This is a genomic window from Serratia sp. CY27727, from assembly GCF_052169275.1.
Lineage (GTDB): Bacteria > Pseudomonadota > Gammaproteobacteria > Enterobacterales > Enterobacteriaceae > Serratia > Serratia sarumanii.
Map to the genome: position 1 here is coordinate 97756 of NZ_JBJNLB010000006.1, position 22742 is coordinate 120497.

The following is a 22742-nucleotide window of genomic DNA, read 5'->3' on the forward strand; positions in this document are numbered from 1 at the left end:
TTTGTCCTTGCCGGATCCAGTTCGGTAGTATCGCTTTACAGCTTCAATCACCGCTTTTTTACTGCGCCGGTGGTCAAAAACCCTTGCATTGCCGGTGTATGAAGAAGCTTAATCGGGAGTGAATCATGACTGATATTGTGCAGTTGCTAGGAAAGGAAGCGGAAGATCTGCTGCAACACCGCTGTACCACTATCCCCGCCGAGAATCTCTACCTGCCGGGCGACGACTTCGTTGACCGCGTAATGATCGATAACAACCGCCCCAACAGCGTGCTGCGTTCGATGCAAACCCTGTTCAACCACGGCCGCCTGGCCGGCACCGGCTACCTGTCGATCCTGCCGGTCGATCAGGGCATCGAGCACTCCGCCGCCGCCTCGTTCGCCGCCAACCCGCTGTATTTCGATCCGAAGAACATCGTCGAGCTGGCGATTGAAGCCGGCTGTAACTGCGTCGCCTCCACCTACGGCGTGCTGGCGTCGGTATCGCGCCGCTACGCGCATAAAATTCCGTTCCTGGTCAAACTCAACCACAACGAAACGCTGAGCTACCCGACCCAGTACGACCAGACCCTGTACGCCAGCGTCGAGCAGGCGTTCAACATGGGCGCGGTGGCGGTCGGCGCCACCATTTACTTCGGCTCCGAGCAGTCGCGCCGCCAAATCGAAGAGATCTCGATCGCCTTCGAGCGCGCGCATGAGCTGGGCATGGTCACCGTGTTGTGGGCCTATCTGCGCAACCCGGCATTCAACAAGGACGGCGTGGACTACCACTCCAGCGCCGATCTGACCGGCCAGGCCAACCACATCGCCGCCACCATCGGCGCCGACATCGTCAAACAGAAAATGGCGGAAAACAACGGCGGCTACCGCGCGGTGAAATTCGGCTATACCGACGATCGCGTCTACACCAAGCTGACCACCGATCACCCGATCGATCTGGTGCGCTACCAGCTGGCCAACTGCTACATGGGCCGCGCCGGGCTGATCAACTCCGGCGGCGCCGCCGGTGAGAACGATCTGCAGGAATCGGTGCGCACCGCGGTGATCAACAAACGCGCCGGCGGCATGGGCCTGATCCTGGGGCGCAAGGCGTTCAAGAAATCGATGAAAGACGGCGTGGCGCTGATCAACGCCGTGCAAGACGCCTACCTGGACAAGAAGGTCACCATCGCCTGATGTGACGGACCGCCTGTCCTCAAGCCCGGTTCGCCGGGCTTTTTTGTGCATCGAGGGAGGTCTTGACAAGGAAATAATGCAACCGAATGTATTTTATGAGCAAAAATAAGAGCTGGTTTTTATTTAATCTCCCTGGGCTTTTTTTATTCCAAATATGCGAAAGAGAACGACATAAATCATTAAAGATTAAAAGTTAACCTTATCAAATTTCAAATTCCCCACCTTTTCCGAAAACACAAAAACTTAGCGCATTAATAATTATTATAGTTCATTGTTATTTATGGACTTTTGACTAAATTTTACGCTAGTTAACCCACATTTTTATGGTGGTGCCATCATGAAAGTCAATATTGTAATCATCTCCCTGCTCATCCTTTCGCTATCGTCTTGCGCGCTATTTAAATCTCCGGCCTCTAGGCATGAGTTGAAACCTGGAGAAACGTATTGGTTTGACTATGACTCAACAAGAAGCAGCGCCATTTATATTCCCGCAGACTCAAATATCAAGTACTGCGTGGCTCCACCGCCTGATGTCGCGCAGTCCGTTATTGCCGCGCTGAAAGCTGAAATGAGCACGGAACAAATTCAAAAAGTCAGTGGCGATGCAGAGTTCAGCACCGCCGTAGTCGATCTGGCTCGGCGCACCACCACGGTAAATTTTATCCGCGATACGTTGTATCGCGTCTGCGAAGCCAGACTACAAGGCCCGCTCACCGCGACGGAAAAAGAAATTTTCCTGGCCGCGATAGCCGCCGCCAAAGATATGGCAATCGCTGAAAAAGACAAACAAAAGCAAGAACTGGCTCAAACGGCCGAAAGAAACGGTGCTTCCGTAGAGACAATACAAAAGATTCTCGAGCAGTAACAGAAACACGCTAACAACGGCGATTTCCGTATACCCCCTACCCAAAGCCCGGTTCACCGGGCTTTTTTGCGCCCGCGCTCTCCCCCTCATGCCACAGACCTTCTCTTTCTTTCATTTTAAACTTTCAAAATAAAATATTTATCTTTCAAATTGTGATCTATTTAAAACAAATGGCCCAACAAAGTGACTACTGTAAGGCCCATGGCGACAGAGCCGCCGTTCGCTCCAGGCCATATCAGTCCATTACAGGAGAACATAATGATTGAGCTAATCACCCACGGCGCCGAGTGGTTTATCGGCCTGTTTCAGAAAGGCGGTGAAGTGTTTGTCGGCATGGTGACCGGCATTTTACCTTTGTTGATCAGCCTGTTGGTTATCATGAACGCGCTGATCAAATTTGTTGGCCAGGAACGTATCGAACGATTGGCGCAGCGCTGCGCGGGCAACCCCGTGTCGCGTTATCTGCTGCTGCCGCTGATCGGCACCTTTGTCTTCTGCAACCCGATGACCCTCAGCCTGGGGCGCTTCATGCCGGAGAAATACAAGCCGAGCTACTACGCGGCGGCCTCCTACAGCTGCCACTCGATGAACGGCCTGTTCCCGCACATCAATCCGGGCGAGCTGTTCGTTTACCTCGGCATCGCCAGCGGCCTGACCACCCTCGGCCTGCCGCTCGGCCCGCTGGCGGTGAGCTATTTCCTGGTGGGGCTGTTCACCAACTTCTTCCGCGGCTGGGTCACCGATCTCACCACCAGCCTGTTCGAACGCAAGATGGGCATCCGTCTGGATCGCCAGGTGCAACTTTAATTCGTGGAGTGCAGCATGAGTGCTTATATCCGTATTGAAAAAGGCGCCAGCGGCTGGGGCGGCCCCCTGGAGCTGCCGATAGAGCCCGGCAAGAAAGTGGTGTACATCACCGCCGGCACCCGACCTTCGATCGTCGATCGCCTCAGCGAATTGACCGGCTGGCCGGCCGTCGACGGCTTCAAAGAAGGTGAACCGCCGGCGGAAGAGATCGGGGTGGCGGTGATCGACTGCGGCGGCACCCTGCGCTGCGGCCTGTATCCGAAACGCCGCATTCCGACGGTCAACATCCACGCCACCGGCCAGTCCGGCCCGCTGGCGCAGTTTATCCTCGAAGACATCTATGTCTCCGGCGTGCGCGACCACAACATCAGCCGAATCGAAGCGGCAGATAGCCAACCCGCCGCCACCGTTGCAGCGCCGCCCAAGGCGCGCGACTACGACACCAGCAAGAAGATCACCGAGCAAAGCGACGGGCTGCTGGCGAAGGTCGGCATGGGCATGGGATCGGTGGTGGCGGTGTTCTTCCAGGCCGGGCGCGACACCATCGACACCGTGCTGAAGACCATCCTGCCGTTTATGGCGTTCGTCTCGGCCTTGATCGGCATCATCATGGCCTCCGGCCTCGGGGACTTTATCGCTCACGGCCTGACGCCACTCGCCAACAGCCCGATCGGCCTGGTGACGCTGGCGCTGATCTGCTCATTCCCGCTGCTGTCGCCGTTCCTCGGCCCCGGCGCGGTCATCGCCCAGGTGATCGGCGTGCTGGTCGGGGTGCAGATCGGCCTCGGCCATATTCCGCCGCAGCTGGCGCTGCCCGCGCTGTTCGCCATCAACGCGCAGGCCGCCTGCGACTTCATTCCGGTCGGCCTGTCGCTGGCGGAAGCCAAGCAGGACACCGTGCGGGTCGGCGTGCCTTCGGTGCTGGTCGGCCGCTTCCTGACCGGCGCGCCGACGGTGTTGATCGCCTGGGCCGCCTCGGCCTTCATTTATCAATAAGCTGATTTCCAGGGAGACGTTTATGCACACCATTTTTCACACCACCATCACGCAGATCGGCGGCTGCGCCCGCGACGCGTTGCTGGACAACATGCTGATCACCTTCCGTGAAGGCGCGCCGGCGGATATCGAAGAGTTCTGCTTCATCCACCGCCACGGCGCGACCGCCGGCGAGCTGCAGGTCGGCGGCGTGATGGAACTGGCGCAGCGGCGCTACGCCATCACCGCCGTCGGCAGCGTCGCCACGCAGAATCTGCGCGAGCTGGGCCACATCACCGTGCGCTTCGACGGCGAAGCCGAAGCCGAATTCCCCGGCTCGATCCACGTATCCGGCCCGACGCCGACCGATATCCCGTTGGGCAGCACGCTGTCATTTATCGCATAAGGAGTAGACCATGTCTGAAGTAGCTGTAGTGATTGGCGGCGGCCAAACGTTAGGCGCCTTTTTGTCCCACGGGCTGGCGCAGGCCGGTTATCGGGTGGCGGTAGCCGATCTGAACGCCGACAATGCCAATCAGGTGGCACAGCAGATCAACGAAGCGTTTGGCGCGGGCAGCGCCTGCGGTTTTCAGGCCGACGCCACCGACGAGCAGAGCGTGATGGCGCTGGCGGCGGCGGTTGACCGGGCGTTCGGCCAGGCCAACCTGCTGGTGTACAGCGCCGGCATCGCCAAGGCGGCACCGATCACCGATTTTCCGCTGGGCGACTTCGATCGCTCGCTGCAGGTGAACCTGGTGGGTTATTTCCTCTGCGCCCGCGAGTTCTCGCGCCTGATGATCCGCGACGGCATCGCCGGGCGCATCATTCAGATCAACTCCAAGTCCGGCAAGGTCGGCAGCAAGCACAACTCCGGCTACAGTGCCGCCAAGTTCGGCGGCGTGGGGCTGACGCAGTCGCTGGCGCTCGATCTGGCGGAGTACGGCATTACCGTGCATTCGCTGATGCTCGGCAACCTGCTGAAGTCGCCGATGTTCCAGTCGCTGCTGCCGCAGTACGCGCAAAAACTGGGCATCGCGCCGGACCAGGTGGAGCAGTACTACATCGACAAAGTGCCGCTGAAGCGCGGCTGCGACTACCAGGACGTGCTGAACACCCTGCTGTTCTACGCCAGCGACAAGGCCTCTTACTGCACCGGCCAATCGATCAACATCACCGGCGGCCAGGTGATGTTCTGACGCCATCGATGCCCCCTTCGGCGGAAGGGGGCCTAAGGAGAACCCCATGACTCAAGCTCTGATCGCCTTCGCGCTGCTGGCCTGGCTGCTGCAAATCGCCTTCGGCTGGTGGCAACTGCAGCGCTTCAACCGCGCCTTCGACGGCCTGTGCCGGCTGGGCGCCGTCGGCGTCGGCCGTTCCGGCGGCCGCTTCCGCCCGCGAGTGGTGTTGGCGCTGGCCTTCGACGCCGATCGGCGGGTGTGCGGCAGCCTGTTGCTGCGCGGCCTGACCGTTTTCGCCCGGCCCCGCCCGCTGCCTCGATTGCACGGTTTGCATCAGCGGGATTTGCGCCCGGATGTGATCTTCCCCGAGGATCGCGCATGCCAGTCTGCACTATCGTTAGCGATTGAACCCAAATCGTGATATTTTCACATTAAAAGACATTACCTTTCATAGTGAATTATTCAGCGAGGGGAAATGCCCAACTCTTGTGAACGGGAATCGCGATGAAACCAAAGCAGCGGCAGGCCGCTATCCTTGAATATCTGCAGCGGCACGGCAAAACGGCAGTGGATGCCCTGGCCGAGCATTTCTCCACCACCGGCACCACCATCCGCAAGGATCTCACCCTGCTGGAAGAAGAAGGCGAGGTGATACGTACCTACGGCGGCGTGGTGCTCAGCCGCGACGACGGCGATCAGCCGATCGACCGCAAAACCCATATCAACACCGAGAAAAAACGCCACATCGCCAGCGCCGCCGTGGCGCTGATCGCCGACGGCGACTCGCTGATCTTCGACGCCGGCAGCACGGTGCTGCAGATGGTGCCGCACCTGGCGCAGTTCAATAACATCACGGTGATGACCAACAGCCTGACCATCGTCAACGCGCTGGTGGAGCTGGACAACGATCAGACCATCCTGATGCCGGGCGGCACCTACCGCAAAAAATCGGCCTCGTTCCACGGCAGCCTGGCCGAATCGGCGTTTCAGCAGTTCAGCTTCGACAAGCTGTTTATCGGCGCGGACGGCGTCGATCTCAACGCCGGCGTCACCACCTTCAACGAAGTGCACAACGTCAGCAAAGCGATGTGCGAAGCCGCCGGCCGCATTATTCTGTTGGTAGACTCCTCGAAATTCGGCCGCAAGAGCCCGAACGTGGTGTGCGAACTCAGCGCCGTCGACACGCTGATCACCGACCGAGACATCAACCCCGATTACCTCGCCGCCCTGCAGGCGAAAGGCATCAATATCCTTCTGGTAGGAGACCCCGATGAGTAACGCCAACGCCCTGCTCGCCTTCGCCCGCGAAACGCTGGAGATCGAGCTGACCGAAGCGCAACGCCTGCTGGCGCGCCTGGACGACAACTTCGTCAGCGCCTGCGAACTGCTGCTGAACTGCCGTGGCAAAGCAGTGATTTCCGGCATCGGCAAGTCCGGCCATATCGGCAAGAAAATCGCCGCCTCGCTGGCCAGCACCGGCACGCCGTCGTTCTTTGTGCACCCGGCGGAGGCGCTGCACGGCGATCTCGGCATGATCGGCGCCGACGACGTGGTGGTGTTCATCTCCTACTCCGGCCGCGCCAAAGAGCTGGATCTGATCCTGCCGCTGCTGGCGGAGAACGGCATTCCGGTGATCGCCGTCACCGGCGGCAAAGAGTCGCCGCTGGCGCTGGCCGCAGCCTGCGTGCTGGATATCGGCGTCGAGCGCGAAGCCTGCCCGATGGGGCTGGCGCCGACCTCCAGCGCGGTCAACACGCTGATGATGGGCGATGCCTTGGCGATGGCGCTGATGCGCCAGCGCGGTTTCAACGCGGAAGATTTCGCCCGCTCGCACCCGGGCGGCAGCCTGGGGGCGCGCCTGTTGAACCGCGTGCATCACCTGATGCGCACCGGCGATCGCCTGCCGCGCGTGAGCGAAAGCGCCAACGTGATGGAAGCGATGCTGGAACTGAGCCGCACCGGGCTCGGGTTAGTGGCGGTCTGCGACGCGCAGCAGCGGGTAGTGGGCGTGTTTACCGACGGCGACCTGCGCCGCTGGCTGGTGAAGGGCAACAGCCTGCAGGATCCGCTCAGCCCGGCAATCACCCGCCCGGGCTATCGGCTGCCGGAGCAGTGGCGCGCCGGCGAGGCGCTGGAAGCGCTGCACGAACAGCACATCAGCGCGGCCCCGGTGGTCGATATGGACGGCGTGCTGGTAGGGGCGCTCAACCTGCACGATCTGCATCAGGCCGGCATCGGCTGATCAACGCCGGGGGCGCCGTCACCGGCGCCCCCAGTCAGATCATTTCCAGTCGGGATTGTTCTCGAACTGCTGCTTCAGCAGCGCCTTCATGTCGTCATCCGGCTTGCCGAGCCACTGATACTTGGCATACTTCTTCGGATGATCGACGGCTTCCGGCCGGTCTTCCACCGCCACTCGCACGCCCCAGGCCTGGGATTTGTCCGCGCTGAACGCCACGATCAAAAAGTTGTTGCCGCAGTCGTGCGGTTTGCACAGATTGCCGACCAGATACTCTTTGCCCTTCCAGCTCAGGTTCTGCGCCGGCGTCGAGGTGCCGACGCCTTTGCGCGCCCAGCCCGGCATCCGCGCCTGGCCTTTCACCATGTTTTGCCAGCTGGCCTGATACCCCGGCTGCTGAATCAAATCCGACGTGGTGACGATCTGCTGAGCAAAGCTGCCCGCGCTGAAGCTGAGCAGTGCGCCGAAGAGGGCGCAACGCAGCGCCTGGTGTCCCGTCATAGTCCTTCTCCCTAGGTTAAATCAGGTTTCGCCCATAAAACCGGGCCTGAACTAGTCAGACCACGGTTGCGGCAAAAAGTTGACTCACCACCAGGCGTGGAAATGATGCACCGGCCCGATGCCATGCCCCACTTCCAGCGTGTCCGCCTGTTGCAGCGCTTGTTGCAGGTAGTCCTTGGCGGCAGCCACCGTGGCCGGCCAGTCGGCATAGCGCGGGCGCAGCGCCGCCAGCGCGGCCGAGAGCGTGCAACCAGTGCCGTGGGTGTGGCGGGTGGCGACGCGCGGCGCGGTAAAGCGCTGCTCGCCTTCGGCGGTAAACAGCCAGTCCGGGCTCTCGCTTTCGCTCAGGTGACCGCCCTTCATCAGCACCGCCCGGCAGCCCATCGCCAGCAGCGCCCGCCCCTGCTCGCGCATCTGCGCTTCATCTTCCGCCGGCGCGCACGCCAGCAGCGCCGCCGCTTCCGGCAGGTTCGGCGTAATGATCGACACCAGCGGCAACAGCTCGCGCCGAATAGACGCCACCGCCTCCGGCGCCAACAACGGATCGCCGCTTTTCGCCAGCATCACGGTGTCCAGCACCACGAATTCCGGCCGGTAATGGCGCAGCCGTTCGGCCACCGCCTGCACGATGTCGGCGTTGGCCAGCATGCCGATCTTGACGCTGTCGATGCGCACGTCGCTGAACACCGAGTCCAGCTGCGCGGCGACGAACGCCGGATCGATGTAATACACCGACTGCACGCCGCGGGTATTCTGCGCCACCAGCGCGGTGATCACCGAGGTGCCGTAGGCGCCGAGCGCCGAGAAGGCCTTCAAATCGGCCTGAATGCCGGCGCCGCCGCTGGGATCGGTGCCGGCGATGGTCAAGGCGTTAATGCGTTTCATCACAGATCCTCCCCGCGCAGCTGATAAAGGGCGTCGAGGAACGCCGGCGTAAAGCTGCCCGGCCCGGTGGCCTGTCTGGCCGCGAGGCCGCCGCAGTGGGACATCACCCGGCAGGCGGTCGCCACGTTGTCCAGGCGATCGCCCGGCAGGGCGCAAAACGCTGCCACGACCGCCGACAGCGCGCAGCCGGTGCCCACCACCCGCGTCATCAGCGGGGAACCGCCTTCGATCGCCCAATCGCGTTGGCCGTCGGTGACGTAATCCACCGCGCCGGTGACCGCCACCACCGCGCCGCTGCGCTGCGCCAGCTCACGCGCGGCGGGCAATGCCGCCAGCGAATCGTCGCCGCTGTCCACGCCGCGGCCGCTGGCCAGCAACCCGCTGAGCGCCATGATTTCCGAGGCGTTGCCGCGTATCGCCGCCGGTTTCTCGTCCAGCAGCTGTTTAGCAAAGGCGGTGCGGTAGGAGAGCGCGCCGACCGCCACCGGATCCAGCGTCCAGGGCTTGCCGGCCTGATTGGCGGCGGCCACCGCCGCCCGCATCGATTCGGCGCGCAGCGCATTGAGGGTACCGACGTTGATCAGCAGGCCGTCGGCCAGCGCGCTGAACTGCGCCGCCTCTTGCGGCTCCACCACCATCGCCGGGGAGGCACCGAGCGCCAATAGCACGTTGGCGGTCAGCGATTGCACCACTTCGTTGGTCAGGCAGTGGATCAGCGGAGGCCGCTGTTGGAATTGGGTCAGACAGGCCGCGGCGCGCGCGCCGGGTAGTGCATCAGGTCGAGCGATCATATTCCTCCCAACCGGCGTTCAAGAAGGCGGCGCCGGCTGGGCGGCCGTGACTTCCCTACGCTGGCATTATCCAGATCAGGTAATACGGGTATTTCTCAGCCTTCACGTAGAAGGGCACCCCGAGTCATGAAAATCAATAGGTTGTGATCAACGTTGCGTTAATCCCTGCAGGGGATCATGCCAGCGGCGACGCAGACAAACAAGCGAATAAATTGCCCGGCGGGCATACGCCGCGCTATGCGCTATAGTGAGCACAAACCACCGGGAGATGCCATGCAGATAAGACCTTATCAAGAAACCGATCGCCCCTTCCTGCGCACGCTGTACCTGGCGTCGCGCAAGGCGGCGTTCGGCTGGCGCGATACCTCAAACTATCAGTTGGAAGATTTCGACGGCGCGACGCTGGGCGAAGCGATTTGGGTGGCGGAAGACGGCGGCGTGCTGCAGGGATTCGTCTCCGTCTACCGCGAAGACAACTTCATTCATAACCTGTATGTCGATCCCCATCAGCCGCCGCGCGGCGTCGGCAGTGCGCTGCTGCAGGCGGCGGAAGCTACCTTCACCGCCACCGGCTCGCTGAAATGCCTGGTGAAGAATGAAAAGGCGCTGGCGTTCTACCGCAAACACGGCTGGCGCATCATCTCTACCGGCAACGACGGCGAAGAAGATTATTACCTGCTGCATTCGCCGGCCCGCTAACGCTGCCTTTCCCGTCACAGAACTTATTAATGATAATGGATTTCATTATCACTTAAGCATACCCTTCCTTGTCTCTCTCAATGAACTTTGCAAGGAAGGTTATGCAACACCAAACGGATACTCGCTTCCCCGATGCCGCGGCGGCGGACTACGATCGCCGTATTCTGACCCTGGTGCCCGGCTATCAGTTTGCCCAGGCGCTGCTGACGGCGACGCTCGCGCAAACGCTGCCGAATGACGCCACGCTGTTGCTGGCCGGCTGCGGCACCGGCAGCGAACTGTCGGCGCTGGCCGCCGCCAACGCCAGCTGGCGTTTCAGCGCCGTGGAACCCTCCGCCGGCATGCTGGCGGCCGCGCGCGCCAAGGCCGAAGCCGCGGGTTATGCACAGCGGGTGAGTTTCCAACCCACCTTGCTGCAACAAGCGCCGCAAACCCGCCACGACGCTGCGGTGTGCTCATTGGTGCTGCACTTTATCGCCGACGATGGCGCCAAACTGGATTTCCTGCAGCAGCTGGCACAGCGCCTCTCCCCCGCCGCACCGCTGCTGCTGTTCGACTATCAACCGGAGGGCCTGCCCGTCAGCCACTACCAACATTGGCTGCAAAGCGCCGGGCATTCCGCGGCGCAGGCGCAGGAGGTGATCGAACGCACCCGCCGCAACTGGCACCCGATGACGGCGGCACGCAGCCGTCTCCTCCTGGCGGAAAGCGGCTTCACCGCGCCTCAGCAGTTGTGCGGTGCGCTGGGCTTCCAGCTTTCACTGCTCCACCGCCGCCGCTGAGGGCGGCATGCCGCGCAGCGTCAGCCGCCAAAACAGCAGCGCGCTCAGGCTGACGCCCGCCCCCAGCCAGCAGACGCCGCTCCAGCCCGCCCAGGCATACATATGGGTGCCGGCAAAGGCGCCCAACCCGCTGCCGACGGCGTAAAACAGCATGTAGCAGCCCACCAGCCTGCTGTGCGACTGCGGGTGCGCGCTGAAGATCATGCTCTGGTTTAGCACGTGGATCGCCTGGCCCGCCAGATCCAGCAGCACGATGCCCGCCACCAGCCAAACCAGGCCGCTGCCGAGCAAACCGAGCGGCAGCCAGGCCAGCGTCAACAGCAGCAGACACACGCCACTGGCCGCCTGCCCCAGCCCGCGATCCGCCAGATGCCCGGCGCGTACCGCCGCCAGCGCGCCCACCGCGCCGACCAGGCCGAACGCCCCGACCGCGGCATGGGTGAAGTTGAACGGCGCCTGGCTCAGCGGCAACACCAGCGAACTCCAAAAGAGGCTGAAAGCGCCGAACATTAGCAGCGCCAACATGCCGCGAATTTGCAGCGTGCGGTCATGCAGCAACAGGCTCAGCATCGAACGCAGCAGCGCGGGATAGCTCAGCGTACTGGGAGCGGTGCGCGGCGCGGGCAGCAGGCGCGACAGGATCGGCAGCAATACCAGCGTCACCCCGGCGGAGAAGAAGTACACCGTGCGCCAGCCGCCAACGTCCGCCAGCGCGCCGGACAGGGTGCGCGCCAACAACAGCCCCAGCACCACCCCGCCCTGCGCCGCACCGACCACCCGCCCGCGCTCCTGCGGCGCCGCCAGGACTGCGGCGAAAGCGATCAGCCCCTGCGTCATGGCGGTGCCCAATAAGCCTACCAGCAACATCCCTACCAGCAGCCAGGGCGCGCTGTGCGCCCAGCCCACCAATAGCAGCGCGCCGATCAGCCCCAGCTGTTGCCCCGCCAGCAACCAATGCCGGTTCAGCCGATCCCCGAGCGGCACCACCAACAGCAGCGCCAGCGCGCAGCCCAGTTGGGTCACGGTGATCACCATGCCGACCGCCGCCAGGCTGATGGAAAAATCATGGGCGATGGCGTCCAGCAGCGGCTGCGCATAGTAAACGTTGGCCACGCTAAAGGCGCTGGCGGCGACCAACAGCAGCACCAGAGGGGCCGGCAGGCGCCCCAGCGCCGCACAGGGGGGATCCAGCAGTTTGTCGCTCATCGCACACCTCAATCTGGTTTCATTATTAAACCCAATGAACTTTAGGTGCGGAGGTTTTATAATGCAACCAGAATATGCAGCTGGAGATAACCGTCGTGAAACGTAAAAGCCTGGAAAACGCGCCGTGCCCGGTGGCGCGTACGCTGGATGTGATTGGCGACTGGTGGTCGCTGCTGATCGTGCGTGACGCCTTCGACGGCGTCACCCGCTTCAGCGAATTTCAAAAAGGGCTGGGGATGGCGAAGAACATCCTTGCCACCCGCCTGCGCGCGCTGGTGACGCACGGCGTGCTGGAAATCGTGCCCGCCGCAGACGGCAGCGCCTATCAGGAGTATGTGCTGACCGAGAAAGGCCGCGCGCTGTTTCCGGTGATCGTCGGCCTGCGCCAGTGGGGGGAAGATCATCTGTTCGCCGAGGGAGAAGCGCACTCAACGCTGGTGGAAAGCGACAGCGGCCGCCCCGTCCCGCGCCTGACGCCGATCGGCAGCGCCGGGCAGACGCTCACCCCGCTGAATACCCGGGTGGTGAAGGTGGAGGAACGGTGATGAGAGTTAGTGGCGGTGCCCGCAGCTCACCCGCTGAAAAACCTGGCGGATAAAGAGCCACTCCAGACACCCGACCAGCAGATAAAACGCGCCAAAAACGAGCGCACCAAACCATTCCGTATCGTTAAAATGAAAAAACCCACTGGCGTCAATCAGCCAAGCGGTTTGGTTCTGGTTTAGCCTGGGTACAGGAAAAAGCTTTATTGTCAGCACAGCCAGCCCAACAACAGCCAATACGTTAGCGAGCAACAGGGCAAGTTTTTTCATGGCCTTTCATTCTACAACCTAACGCAGTCCAACAAACTGAACCTAAGAACATGCGTTAATGGTTAACCCTCAGGTTGCCCCGTTCGTCGGAGACAACCATGAATGCGGCGGTAATCAAATGCGAACCTTCGGGTGTCTGTATATCGTAGGCGACGGAATAACGCTTCCCTGGCCGAAAAGCATAGTCGAATACCGGCATGCACCTCCCCGGCTCAACGAAGAAAACGTCATTATCGATAGCTTTAATGAGCTTATCGCCTGATTCGCTATAAATCTGAACGAAGCGGATATTATCCCCCGCCTTCATAGAAGAAAGAATGCAGACATGGTTATCTTTGGCAGTGACAACGGCGGGGAAGCGCGGAGCCAGCTTATCGCCAGGCCCCGGACAGCCGACCAGGAAGCAGGCCGTGAATAGAACCACATATTTTTTCATGCTCCCTCTCACCCCTTAATAATTTTTTGATAAAGTGCATGAATGTCACGCAAACTATCGGTTCCCCTGTACTTACCCACTCGTCCAGGACGTTGATAATAACGCCACGTTTCAATACCATAAACCAACAGCAGCCAGTAATCAGCAAAAATCGAAGCTTGTTGCTCCAGCGAGTAATCAGTAATTTTATTCTTATCAAGACGATAGTTGTACTCAGCCGCCCAACTAAACAACCCACGCATTCTTACCCATTGTCCATGCTGATGCTGCCATACATGCCCCAACTCATGGATGAAAAGATGTTTATCTTCTATCAGAACCGTGTTATCAGAAAAATCGTCTTTATAGAGTTCCCTTCGTAACCATAACTCACCATTAGGTGCCATGGCATAACTTCTGTTTTGTAAGCCAAACGGGAAATAGCTATCACAGTGTATCCATACACGACCATATATAATTGAGCTTCCATATATATGGCGAGCCAATTTTATTTCCCCCATGGTCATACGTCGTAACGTCCCCTCTTCAGCTAATGCGTTCATTTATCCCTCCTTGAATTTATCAATATCCTAATGCTTTTTTAAAATGAATCTATACATGAACTCTTAAAGAGTTGCATTTGGCACAATCCATTTATAACTTGAATAATTTGCAGAAAGATCCTCATCGATTTTCTATAATTAATTAAACGAAAAAAACATATTGCAAATACCTTTGTAGTAGCCGCGGTCAGGATACCCTTATCCAGCCCCCCTGCATGATTCGCTTCGCAGCGTCATCCGGGTAATGTATAGTCCGCGTTTTACGGAGATCCCATGCTGACTAACTCATCCATTCGTCTGAACAAATACATTAGCGAGAGCGGTATCTGCTCACGCCGCGACGCCGATCGATACATCGAACAGGGCAACGTTTTCATCAACGGTAAGCGCGCCACCGTTGGCGCTCAGGTATTTGCCGGGGATGTGGTGAAGGTTAACGGTCAGCTGATCGAACCGCGCAATGAAGAAGATCTGGTGCTGATCGCGCTGAACAAGCCGGTCGGCATCGTCACCACCACCGAAGACGGCGAGCGCGACAACATCGCCGACTTCGTCAACCACAGCAAACGCATCTTCCCGATCGGCCGTTTGGACAAGGATTCGCAGGGGCTAATCTTTCTGACCAACCACGGTGACCTGGTCAACAAGATCCTGCGCGCCGGCAACAATCACGAGAAAGAGTATCTGGTGACGGTCAACAAGCCGGTGACCGACGAGTTTATTCGCGGCATGGGCGCCGGCGTGCCGATGCTGGGCACGGTGACCAAAAAGTGCAAGGTGAAGAAAGAGGCACCTTTCGTGTTCCGCATCACGCTGGTACAGGGGCTGAACCGCCAGATCCGCCGCATGTGCGAACACTTCGGCTACGAGGTCACCAAGCTGGAACGCACGCGCATCATGAACGTCAGCCTCAAAGGCTTGCCGCTGGGCGAATGGCGCGATCTGACCGATGACGAGCTGATCGAGCTGTTCAAACTGATCGAGGGCTCCTCGTCCGAGGCCAAGCCGGCGAAGAAGGCCCCGGCCAAATCCGCCGCGGCGAAAAAACCGAGTGCCGGCGGCCCCAAAAGCGCCGACAAAGCCGCTGCGCCGGCCGGCCGCAAGCGCTTTACCCAGCCAGGGCGCAAGAAAAAAGGGCGTTAAACGCCCTTTTACCCTCGCTCAGCCCGCCGTTGCGCGGGCTTGGCGAGGGCGAAAGCCTGAGCACCACTTAGACGAGTCTGATTGAAAGCGAGGAAAAACTCAGAGGGTAAGAGTCACTATTTTTTTAACAGCGTGGTCTTACCGTCAGGCTCTTGAGCGAAAGTCTTCCCATCCAGACTAATAAAAATTCTTTTATTAACACCACCATTAATAATCATCGCTATATCCTTATAGATACATTTGCTCTTGGCATCACCCTCGCTAAGACAATGATAGTCATCAATACTTCCATCATTGCTGCCAGTCGGAGCGGCAACATAGCCGTCAAAATTCATTACGGCAACGGTAAAATGATTCTCGTCTTTGATAATATGATACTTATCCTGAAGTTTATCTTTATTGTCATTCCACCAAGATATTTTACCTTCCGTGGTCAGCGGAAGGTATTGAACATAAACAGCAGCACCATCAACCCGCACAACATTAGCCGGCCTGACAAGCACCCAAACCAACCAAAGAGCCGCTACGGCGACCAAAGAAAAGAACGCAACCTTTTTTTTGTTAAGCATAGTTTTCACCTGTCACTATTATTTTCGCGCCAAAGTTGGTGAAAAAGGGTCTAAACGCAAACTCTTTATACCTTTGAAGTACAAACCAAATCCTGAAAAACCCAATAGAACTAAACTTTAATTTACTAATATCTTCTTTATCTAACCCAAAATGATCCTGAGCTTTATAGCTAATCACAGCAGTATATTTATTATCTTGAAAAAACAAAGAATCAATACTAATCTCTGTACTATTGACCTCATGTACACTGACTCCCATTCCATTTATGCAGTCTTCCCAGCGAACATACTTTGGCAAACGGCTCTGTGATAACTGAAGAGTAAATGCATCTTTATTCAACTGATATGAGTTAAAATCAAAGGTATCGAGAACACTTTTAATTCGAATTAGCGTACTATTTTCTGATTTATCGCTCAGTATCAGCCTTTTATAGGCCAAGTCCATTTGAACATCTTGAAAGTCAGTTCCGTTATTGTACTGCATATGATTGAAAAGTTTAACTATCAACCCTTGATAAACGCCAGTAAAAGAAAAGTATCTCGATGCAGCTCTCAGCTCATCAAAAAGCATTGCAACCGCCTTTTCTTTTCCAGCTGCCGGAATATTTCGCGTTGCCGGATGGTCATAGGGCGATTTATAAGTACTCCAATCGATAAACGTTGATACTTGCCCCAAACGATATCGTTGCTTAAGTGTACGTTCATCCATATCGCCATATTGCATATCATCAGCAAAACGGTCGTTAAAAGGCTTCTTGCTTGTGAAAATCGTTAACGGCCTTGTCAAGTCACGCATTGGAAAATCAGTCCCTTGCCCATGCTAAGAAGAACATTAATCATACAGGCAATCCCGCCCTGCTCATATCGGGAAATGTCTTAGCGCCCCCTTACGCAGGCTCACGGGAAACTTAATGTTCACCATAAAAAAGGCCCGCATCAAGCGGGCCTGCAAGTACCAGAGAAGTCTAGAGGAAGAATCAGAACGACCAGCGCAGGTTGGCGTTGACCGAATTAACGCGGGTATCGGCGCCGAATTGCCCCTGATAGCCGACATCCAGCGTCGCGGCGCGCGACAGTTTCACGCTCACGCCGATATCGCCCACCATCACGTTGTCATCCACGGCCTGGCCCTGAGTGACGAACGCGTCGCTGCCGGCAAACGCCATGCGCGATGAGGTGTTCTTATCGCCGTAGGCGTGCTGCCAGCCGAGCGAGCCGTAGAGGCTGACGTTCTTCGGCAGTTCGGTCACACCGCGCACCCCGAGCGTGGAGTAGAAGGTGTTCATCGTTTCATTGCGCACGCTCAGCGCCGCCGCGCCACCCGACTCCTGGAAGCTGTCGGTATGCAGACGGATGTAGCTCAGGTTGATGAACGGTTCGACGTTCATCTCCGGCTGGCCGAAACGGTAACCCGCTTCGGTGAACGCCAGCAGCGAGTTGGCATCGTAGTCCGACTTCAGCCGATCCGAGAAGCCGCTGAAATCGACGTTGCGCTTGCCTTCAATCTTGTGCCAAGTGTAACCCAGCGCGCCGCGCAGCGAGAACGCATCCTGCTGCCCCGCCGCATACAGGCCGATGTGGTAGTTGTCGGTATCGGCCTTGGAACGGCGGCTGTCGACGTCGTAGTCGCCGCGGCTGTAACCGAAGTAGCCGCCGATGCGCACGTTATGATCAGTCAGCTTGCGATCCGCGCCCAACAGGAAACCGGTGGTGTTGCCATCCAGCTTGCCCACGTTGCCGTTGCCGCTGTTTTTGCCCCAGGAACTGAAGGTCTGCCCCCAGACGCCGCTGTTTTGCGCCTGCGCCGGTTGCACCAGCGACATCGCCAACGGCGGTATCGGCAGGCTGTCGTTGTCGAACAGGCGCAGCATGCGCTGGTTCAGCACGTTGAACAGCTGGGTGCTGCCGGCGATCAGGTTAGACTGCATCGACGGATAGACTTCGCCGGACAGCTGATTGAACGCCTCGCGCGCTTCCGGCGCACTCAGCAGCAGCAGCGAGTTGTACAGCGCCAGCGAAGGGCCGCTCTGCGTCAGCGTCGAGAGCGCACCGGCGGTATTCCACTGGTTGCCGCTTTCGGCCACCGTTTGGAAAATGCCCGGCTTGCCGCTGCCTGGGTTCTCGCCCCCCGGATTTTCACCGCCTGGGTTTTCCCCACCCGGATTCTCGCCCCCTGGATTTTCACCCCCTGGGTTTTCCCCGCCCGGATTCTCGCCCCCTGGATTCTCACCGCCTGGGTTTTCTCCACCCGGGTTTTCGCCCCCTGGATTTTCACCGCCCGTGTCTTTCTGCGCGATGGTCAGATCCACGGCGTTGGCGCTGTGATTCAGCGCCACATCGAGGAAGGCAGACTTGGAGACCGCCGCCGCGAACTGGCCGTCAATGCCGCCGTCCGAGGTCAGAATGCGATAGCTTTGGCCGGTTTTATAGCTGGTTTGCGGATCCAGCGCCGTAACCTGCACCTTGGCCCGATCGCTGATGGTGGTTTTGCCCGCCACCAGCAGCTGGTCGCTGCGGCCGTCGCCGGCGATATCGACGTCGTAGAAGGATTCGCCGATAAAGTTCAGGTAGCGTTTCAGCGTCAGCGTGCCGATATTGCCGTCGCCGGGCGATATATGGCCGCCGGACTGGATCTCGGTCTGGCCCAGCGTGCCGTTGCCGCCCAATGTGCCGCCGGCCTTGATCGACGCGGCGCTGCTGTAGCCCTGCCCGTTATTGACGTCGGAACCCGCCATCGCGTTGAGGATCAGCGTGCCGCCGTTCTCGGCGCTGAGGGTTTGGATCTCGAAGATGTCGTCTTCTTTCTGGGTATTGATGTCGCTGGCGATGATGAGCTTGCCGCCGCGCGCGGTGACGTTCGCCTGCAGCTCAGAGAGATCGCCGTTCAGCGTCGTCTGCCCGGCGCTGTTGATCACCTCGCCTTCGCCGCTCATCTTGTTGCTGAAAACGTAATTGCCGTCGGTATGGTTAAAGTACACATAGCTGCGGAACAATCCGCCCCGCAGGGCGATCGCCGTCTGGGCATCGATGGTGCCTGCGGCGCCCGCCGCGCCGAGCGTCGGCTCGGTCAACCCGGTGCCGGTATCCATATTGCCGCGGCTGCCGATAATCAGCGCGCCGCGGTTCGAGCCGGAGCCGGTCTTGCCCAGCACCACTTCGTTGCCGCCGGCGGAGAATGTCCCGCCGTCCATGACCGCCAACACGCCGTTGCCGTAATCGCCGACGTTGACGCTGCTGCCGCTGGTAAACCGTGAGCCGTTGCCGGCGATCGTCAGCTCGGCGGTTTTACGCGCGCCGGAGACGCCCGCCACTTCGATGCTGCCAACGCTGACCGCGCCGCCGTTCAGCACGTCCAGATCGCCGTAAAGCGTGAGCGCGCGGCCGACGTTCCATTGGGAATTGGCCCCGGTGACCGTGGCTTTCGGGCTCAGCGTATCGGTCTCGCCCGGCCCGCTGCCATTGCCGATGCGCGCGTCGAAGGCGGTGTTCAGCACCGCGCCGTCTTCAATCGCCAGCGTGGATCGTGCCCCTAAATCGGTGCCGACGCTGAGAAAATTGCTGGTGACGCGGGAGCCGGCGCCGGTGGCGATCAGGTGGCTGTCGTAGCCACGCGTGGTGCCGACCACGATCTCTTTCGCGCTGGCCAGCGCGCCGTCTTCAACCCGCAGGGTGCCCCGCCCCAGATTCAGGCCGCCGCGCAGCACGAACTGATCGTTCACCGCGTTCAGCTCGGCGTTCGGCCCGCGGACCGTGACCAGGCTTTCATGAATTTGGCCGTTGAACATCCGGCCGATATTGATGTTATAGGCGCTGATCTTGCCATTATCGATCAGCAGGTTGCCGCTTTGATTACGGCCGACGTAAACGTCCCCGGTGTAGGCCAATGATTCGGTAATTTTTGCGTCGCCATCAAAAATGGCATCATCTGCGCGAGCGATATCGGCGGGCGCCAGCATCAACAGCGGCGCAGAAAATAGAGCGAGGTAAAGTTTGGAAAGCGGTGTTTTAACCGCTAAAGGATGCGATGTCTTGTCATTCACGGGCTATCTCCGTACTCGTTGGCGTGATGGCGCGAAATTTATTGTTATAGGGAAACTCAATGCACTAGAGGAGGTGTAAGGCGTTATTTCGCGCACGCCGGTTTAGTGATCGTCGAAGCAAAAGCTTATTGCCCCCCGGCGCTGACGCTCCGACGATGGAAAACCAGGAAGCGGCAATACCGCCCCCAAAGCGAATTATTTATGCGTGACCACCGGCGTACAGGTCGGCGCGCTCAGCGACGGCGACGAACCTAAAATTCCCGGCATCATCAGCGACGAGCAATCGAAAATGCGGCCTTTTTCCGTGGTGGCGCGATAAGAAAGTTTTTGCCCGCCCAGCGCATCCGGCGGTGCGCCATTGACATTGGTCACGGTAATTTCGTCCGATGAGCCCAGGCCCAGCATTTTGGCGGTTTCCGCCTGCAGTAATGGAATGGCCTGATCGGTTTTCAGGGTGGAACAACCGGCTATCATCATCGTAACGGTTAAAACGATAAGTGGTTTTTTCATAAATTATCCTTTATAACCAATCAGTTAAAATTATCGATTGGCTTTATGTTTTCTCTTATCCAAATCCTCGAATAATATATTTCCCTTTCCTAAACGAAAAAACCCTCCTAAAGTAGGGAGGGTTGATAATAATTCATCAGACCTATCTGAACTGTGAAGGCGAAAGGAGAATCCTTTGGGGCAGGATTATGCGTTGGTCGTTGATGACCATCCATTGGTAGCAAGCGGTATCGCTAACTTTCTCAGCACGCATTGCCGATTCAAACAGGCACATGTGGTGACCAATGAAGAAAATTGCTACCGTCATATTAGGGAAAATGGCCCACCGCGTTTACTGGTGATCGATTTTTGGCTCTCTTCCGGTACGGCGTTGAAATTACTCAAAGAAGTAAAACAACGTTATTCTCAGGTGCGTATTTTGGTGGTCAGCGGCGACGAAAATAACGATATCTGGCAGAAAGTGCACAATGCCGGCGGGCATGGGTTCGTATTAAAGAATGAACCCCCGGAATTATTCGCCAGAGCGGTTTTTGCGTTGAATAATAATCAGGAGTGGTTCCCGGAAGGAAATGAACCCGCCATTAAAAACAGTCATGAACATTTAAATAAACTCAATTTAACGCCGAGACAAATCGACGTATTGACTATGATGCTGCGCGGCCTGCCGAATAAAAGGATCGCGACGCAGCTGTCTATTTCCGAACCCACCGTGAAAGAGCATATCAGTAATATCTTGAAAAAGATCGGCGTCAACAGCCGGGTGGAAGCCATCACGCTGTTGCACGGCAAACGGGATCCGTCACCATGAAGTTTTTCCAGAATTTACAAAATGATGGCATCTCCTCACGCGCGCAGATCCGCCTGCTGGACAACACCTTCATGCGGCTGGTGTTCAGCTTCACCGCCGTGCCTTTCGTCGGCATCCCGTTCGCCATCTGGATTTATTTGCTGGGGGATGAACTCGGCCCAACCATTGCCTGGATCATGGTTTACCTGCTATGCGCCGTGGCGATCAGAATATGGCATCGGCGCTACCAACGCGAGGCCAAAGAAAATGATGAAGACGCCGTGCTGCGCCGCTGGCTGCCGCGCATTAATAAGGTGGCGTTTATTCACGGATTGGGGATCTCATCACTCTATTTAATTACCCCGCAGACCCATAACTTTGACTTTTTTCTGCTGCTCAATATCAGCATCGCCGCGATCGTCGCCGCCAACGCAACGCATCTGACGCCGGTTATCAGCACCTTTACCCGCTTTTTCTTCGCTTCCTGGGGGCTGCTGAACCTCGGCATCATCTGGCGGCTGGAAGACGTGATGTTCATCGTGCTGATGCTGAACTTGCTGTACGGCTTCGCCATTTACCGCCACGCGTTAACCTCGCATGCGTTCTTTATCCAGCAGGCGTTGCTCGAAGAACAAAGCTCGCGCCTGGCGGAACAGTTCCGGCAAGCTAAAGAGGAGGCGGAACAGGCGCTGCTGGACAAGAACCAGTTCCTGACCACCGCCAGCCACGATCTGCGCCAGCCGGTGCACGCCATGGGCTTTCTGATCGAAGCCATCATCCACAAGAACCGCGACGACAGCCTGACGCCACAGCTGCTGGATCTGCAGCAGAGCGTGCGTTCGGTGCATTTGATGTTCAATTCGCTGCTCGATCTCAGCAAGATCGAGTCCGGCAACGTGCGCACCGCCGCCACCCATGTGGATATCGGCGCCCTGCTCGACTCGGTGATCACCCTGTTCCGCGAAGAGGCCAACAGCCGCGCCCTGGCGCTGCGCACCTGGCGGCCTAAACGGCGCATCAGCGTGATGGGCGATCCGCTGCTGGTGCGGCAATCGTTGATCAACCTGATCCAAAACGCCCTGCGCTACACGCAACGGGGCGGCGTGCTGATCGCCATCCGCCCGCGCGGCGCCGAGTGCCTGGTGGAAGTGTGGGACACCGGCGTGGGCATCGCCGACGAAGAGAAAAGCAAAATCTTCTCCCCTTACTACCGCCCCGAATTGGCTTGGAAAATCGACAGCGCCGGCCACGGGCTGGGGCTGGCGGTGGTGGCGCGCTGCGCCAAGCTGATGAAGGTGAAGTACGGCATGCACTCCGTCGAAGGCAAAGGTTCGCGCTTCTGGATGCGCTTCACGCAATACATCGGCGAAGACAAAGCGCCGGAAACCGCGGCCGCCTACGACAACATCGCCACGCCCATCCGCTATGCGCCGCTGCGCGGCGCCTGCCTGGTGGTGGACGACGATCCCTTGGTGACTTCAGCCTGGGAGAGCCTGATGAGCACCTGGGGCATCACCGTGCGCTGCGCGGCCTCCGCCGAGGAAGCCTTCGCCATCGTCGACGACGGTTTTACGCCGTTCGCCGTGCTGTGCGACCAGCGCCTGCGTTCCGGCGAGAGCGGTTTCGACATCCTGAAAGCGCTGTTCGAACGCCTGCCGGACGTGAGCGGCGCAATGGTCAGCGGCGAGTTCAACTCGCAGATATTGCAAGAGGCCGAGCAGGAAGGCTATCTGGTGCTGCGCAAACCGCTGGAGCCGGCCAGGCTGCATGCGCTACTGACGCAGTGGGGGGCGGGCTAGC

The 22742-nt window shown here is 58.7% G+C and carries 26 protein-coding genes and 1 riboswitch; of the genes, 15 read left to right on the forward strand and 11 right to left on the reverse strand.

The window, feature by feature from the left end; all coding sequences use genetic code 11:
* Window positions 1–125 precede the first annotated feature (125 nt).
* From fbaB to gutQ, 9 genes are all read left to right on the forward strand, one after another.
* Window positions 126–1175, forward strand: a complete 1050-nt coding sequence (gene fbaB, locus ACJ8HB_RS15920) for a class I fructose-bisphosphate aldolase (protein WP_033635553.1) — start codon at window positions 126–128, stop codon at window positions 1173–1175.
* Between the two features lie 337 nt (window positions 1176–1512).
* Window positions 1513–2040 (forward strand): hypothetical protein, encoded by a 528-nt coding sequence (locus tag ACJ8HB_RS15925; RefSeq protein ID WP_033648847.1) that lies wholly within the window; start codon window positions 1513–1515, stop codon window positions 2038–2040.
* A 258-nt stretch (window positions 2041–2298) separates the two neighbouring features.
* Entirely contained in the window at window positions 2299–2847 is a 549-nt protein-coding gene (srlA, locus tag ACJ8HB_RS15930) for a PTS glucitol/sorbitol transporter subunit IIC (protein ID WP_004941528.1), read from the forward strand.
* Window positions 2848–2862: 15 nt separating this feature from the next.
* A complete protein-coding gene (gene srlE / locus ACJ8HB_RS15935; RefSeq protein ID WP_033635556.1) occupies window positions 2863–3843 on the forward strand; it encodes a PTS glucitol/sorbitol transporter subunit IIB in 981 nt (326 codons plus the stop codon).
* 22 nt (window positions 3844–3865) lie between these two features.
* The gene (srlB, locus tag ACJ8HB_RS15940; protein ID WP_021504438.1) at window positions 3866–4228 is read left to right on the forward strand and encodes a PTS glucitol/sorbitol transporter subunit IIA; all 363 of its coding nucleotides are present in this window, start codon (window positions 3866–3868) and stop codon (window positions 4226–4228) included.
* 10 nt (window positions 4229–4238) lie between these two features.
* Window positions 4239–5018, forward strand: coding sequence for a sorbitol-6-phosphate dehydrogenase (srlD, locus tag ACJ8HB_RS15945; RefSeq protein WP_041036296.1), 780 nt, complete (start codon window positions 4239–4241; stop codon window positions 5016–5018).
* A 46-nt stretch (window positions 5019–5064) separates the two neighbouring features.
* Complete coding sequence (gutM, locus tag ACJ8HB_RS15950) at window positions 5065–5421, forward strand: transcriptional regulator GutM (protein WP_033648849.1); 357 nt, start codon at window positions 5065–5067, stop codon at window positions 5419–5421.
* 83 nt (window positions 5422–5504) lie between these two features.
* Window positions 5505–6278, forward strand: coding sequence for a glucitol operon DNA-binding transcriptional repressor SrlR (gene srlR, locus ACJ8HB_RS15955; RefSeq protein WP_033635559.1), 774 nt, complete (start codon window positions 5505–5507; stop codon window positions 6276–6278).
* Window positions 6271–7242: an arabinose-5-phosphate isomerase GutQ gene (gutQ, locus tag ACJ8HB_RS15960; RefSeq protein ID WP_047570967.1), complete on the forward strand. Its 972-nt coding sequence runs from the start codon at window positions 6271–6273 to the stop codon at window positions 7240–7242. Before srlR ends, gutQ begins: the two co-directional genes overlap by 8 nt.
* 39 nt (window positions 7243–7281) lie before the next feature.
* Here gutQ and ACJ8HB_RS15965 read toward each other — a convergent pair whose 3' ends face one another.
* The 3 genes from ACJ8HB_RS15965 to thiM form a co-directional block, all read right to left on the reverse strand.
* Window positions 7282–7740, reverse strand: a complete 459-nt coding sequence (locus tag ACJ8HB_RS15965; RefSeq protein WP_033648850.1) for an inhibitor of vertebrate lysozyme family protein — start codon at window positions 7738–7740, stop codon at window positions 7282–7284.
* 84 nt (window positions 7741–7824) lie between these two features.
* Window positions 7825–8625, reverse strand: a complete 801-nt coding sequence (thiD, locus tag ACJ8HB_RS15970) for a bifunctional hydroxymethylpyrimidine kinase/phosphomethylpyrimidine kinase (protein WP_047570965.1) — start codon at window positions 8623–8625, stop codon at window positions 7825–7827.
* Window positions 8625–9416, reverse strand: coding sequence for a hydroxyethylthiazole kinase (thiM, locus tag ACJ8HB_RS15975; protein ID WP_041036301.1), 792 nt, complete (start codon window positions 9414–9416; stop codon window positions 8625–8627). Before thiM ends, thiD begins: the two co-directional genes overlap by 1 nt.
* A gap of 35 nt (window positions 9417–9451) precedes the next feature.
* Window positions 9452–9548: riboswitch (TPP riboswitch) on the reverse strand.
* Between the two features lie 141 nt (window positions 9549–9689).
* Between thiM and ACJ8HB_RS15980 the strand changes: the two genes are divergently transcribed.
* Window positions 9690–10115 carry a GNAT family N-acetyltransferase gene (locus ACJ8HB_RS15980; RefSeq protein ID WP_047570962.1) on the forward strand — a complete coding sequence of 142 codons (426 nt, stop codon included), beginning with the start codon at window positions 9690–9692 and terminating at the stop codon, window positions 10113–10115.
* 101 nt (window positions 10116–10216) lie between these two features.
* Window positions 10217–10897, forward strand: coding sequence for a methyltransferase (locus tag ACJ8HB_RS15985; protein ID WP_047570960.1), 681 nt, complete (start codon window positions 10217–10219; stop codon window positions 10895–10897).
* Here the strand turns inward: ACJ8HB_RS15985 and ACJ8HB_RS15990 are convergent.
* The gene (locus ACJ8HB_RS15990) at window positions 10874–12103 is read right to left on the reverse strand and encodes an MFS transporter (protein WP_047570959.1); all 1230 of its coding nucleotides are present in this window, start codon (window positions 12101–12103) and stop codon (window positions 10874–10876) included. The two genes, ACJ8HB_RS15985 and ACJ8HB_RS15990, sit on opposite strands and share 24 nt — an antisense overlap.
* Window positions 12104–12198: 95 nt before the next feature.
* On the opposite strand from ACJ8HB_RS15990, the gene ACJ8HB_RS15995 reads away from it, so the two are divergent.
* Window positions 12199–12648 (forward strand): winged helix-turn-helix transcriptional regulator, encoded by a 450-nt coding sequence (locus ACJ8HB_RS15995; RefSeq protein WP_047571750.1) that lies wholly within the window; start codon window positions 12199–12201, stop codon window positions 12646–12648.
* Window positions 12649–12654: 6 nt separating this feature from the next.
* Here the strand turns inward: ACJ8HB_RS15995 and ACJ8HB_RS16000 are convergent, their stop codons facing one another.
* Genes ACJ8HB_RS16000 through ACJ8HB_RS16010 form a run of 3 tightly spaced genes read right to left on the reverse strand, consistent with a single transcriptional unit; the run spans window position 12655 to window position 13893 of the window.
* Entirely contained in the window at window positions 12655–12915 is a 261-nt protein-coding gene (locus tag ACJ8HB_RS16000) for a DUF1158 family protein (RefSeq protein ID WP_047570957.1), read from the reverse strand.
* A gap of 55 nt (window positions 12916–12970) precedes the next feature.
* Window positions 12971–13351 (reverse strand): putative T6SS immunity periplasmic lipoprotein, encoded by a 381-nt coding sequence (locus ACJ8HB_RS16005; protein WP_049234936.1) that lies wholly within the window; start codon window positions 13349–13351, stop codon window positions 12971–12973.
* 8 nt (window positions 13352–13359) lie between these two features.
* Window positions 13360–13893, reverse strand: coding sequence for a type IV secretion protein Rhs (locus ACJ8HB_RS16010; RefSeq protein ID WP_072021611.1), 534 nt, complete (start codon window positions 13891–13893; stop codon window positions 13360–13362).
* Between the two features lie 273 nt (window positions 13894–14166).
* Here ACJ8HB_RS16010 and rluF point away from each other — a divergent pair, with 273 nt between their 5' ends.
* Window positions 14167–15036: a 23S rRNA pseudouridine(2604) synthase RluF gene (rluF, locus tag ACJ8HB_RS16015; RefSeq protein WP_021504493.1), complete on the forward strand. Its 870-nt coding sequence runs from the start codon at window positions 14167–14169 to the stop codon at window positions 15034–15036.
* A gap of 116 nt (window positions 15037–15152) precedes the next feature.
* Here the strand turns inward: rluF and ACJ8HB_RS16020 are convergent, their stop codons facing one another.
* The 4 genes from ACJ8HB_RS16020 to ACJ8HB_RS16035 all read right to left on the reverse strand — a co-directional run bounded on the left by ACJ8HB_RS16020 (window position 15153) and on the right by ACJ8HB_RS16035 (window position 20155).
* Window positions 15153–15605 (reverse strand): DUF943 family protein, encoded by a 453-nt coding sequence (locus ACJ8HB_RS16020; protein ID WP_047570954.1) that lies wholly within the window; start codon window positions 15603–15605, stop codon window positions 15153–15155.
* Window positions 15598–16401, reverse strand: a complete 804-nt coding sequence (locus ACJ8HB_RS16025) for a DUF3289 family protein (RefSeq protein ID WP_033655342.1) — start codon at window positions 16399–16401, stop codon at window positions 15598–15600. The genes ACJ8HB_RS16020 and ACJ8HB_RS16025 overlap by 8 nt, the downstream gene beginning before the upstream one ends.
* Window positions 16402–16582: 181 nt before the next feature.
* Window positions 16583–19645 carry an autotransporter outer membrane beta-barrel domain-containing protein gene (locus ACJ8HB_RS16030; protein WP_047570951.1) on the reverse strand — a complete coding sequence of 1021 codons (3063 nt, stop codon included), beginning with the start codon at window positions 19643–19645 and terminating at the stop codon, window positions 16583–16585.
* A gap of 195 nt (window positions 19646–19840) precedes the next feature.
* A complete protein-coding gene (locus tag ACJ8HB_RS16035) occupies window positions 19841–20155 on the reverse strand; it encodes a hypothetical protein (RefSeq protein ID WP_047570950.1) in 315 nt (104 codons plus the stop codon).
* Window positions 20156–20330: 175 nt separating this feature from the next.
* Between ACJ8HB_RS16035 and ACJ8HB_RS16040 the strand changes: the two genes are divergently transcribed.
* The gene (locus ACJ8HB_RS16040; RefSeq protein WP_094860011.1) at window positions 20331–20963 is read left to right on the forward strand and encodes a response regulator transcription factor; all 633 of its coding nucleotides are present in this window, start codon (window positions 20331–20333) and stop codon (window positions 20961–20963) included.
* Window positions 20960–22741 carry a hybrid sensor histidine kinase/response regulator gene (locus ACJ8HB_RS16045; RefSeq protein WP_060443642.1) on the forward strand — a complete coding sequence of 594 codons (1782 nt, stop codon included), beginning with the start codon at window positions 20960–20962 and terminating at the stop codon, window positions 22739–22741. Before ACJ8HB_RS16040 ends, ACJ8HB_RS16045 begins: the two co-directional genes overlap by 4 nt.
* The last annotated feature ends 1 nt before the right edge of the window (window position 22742 follow it).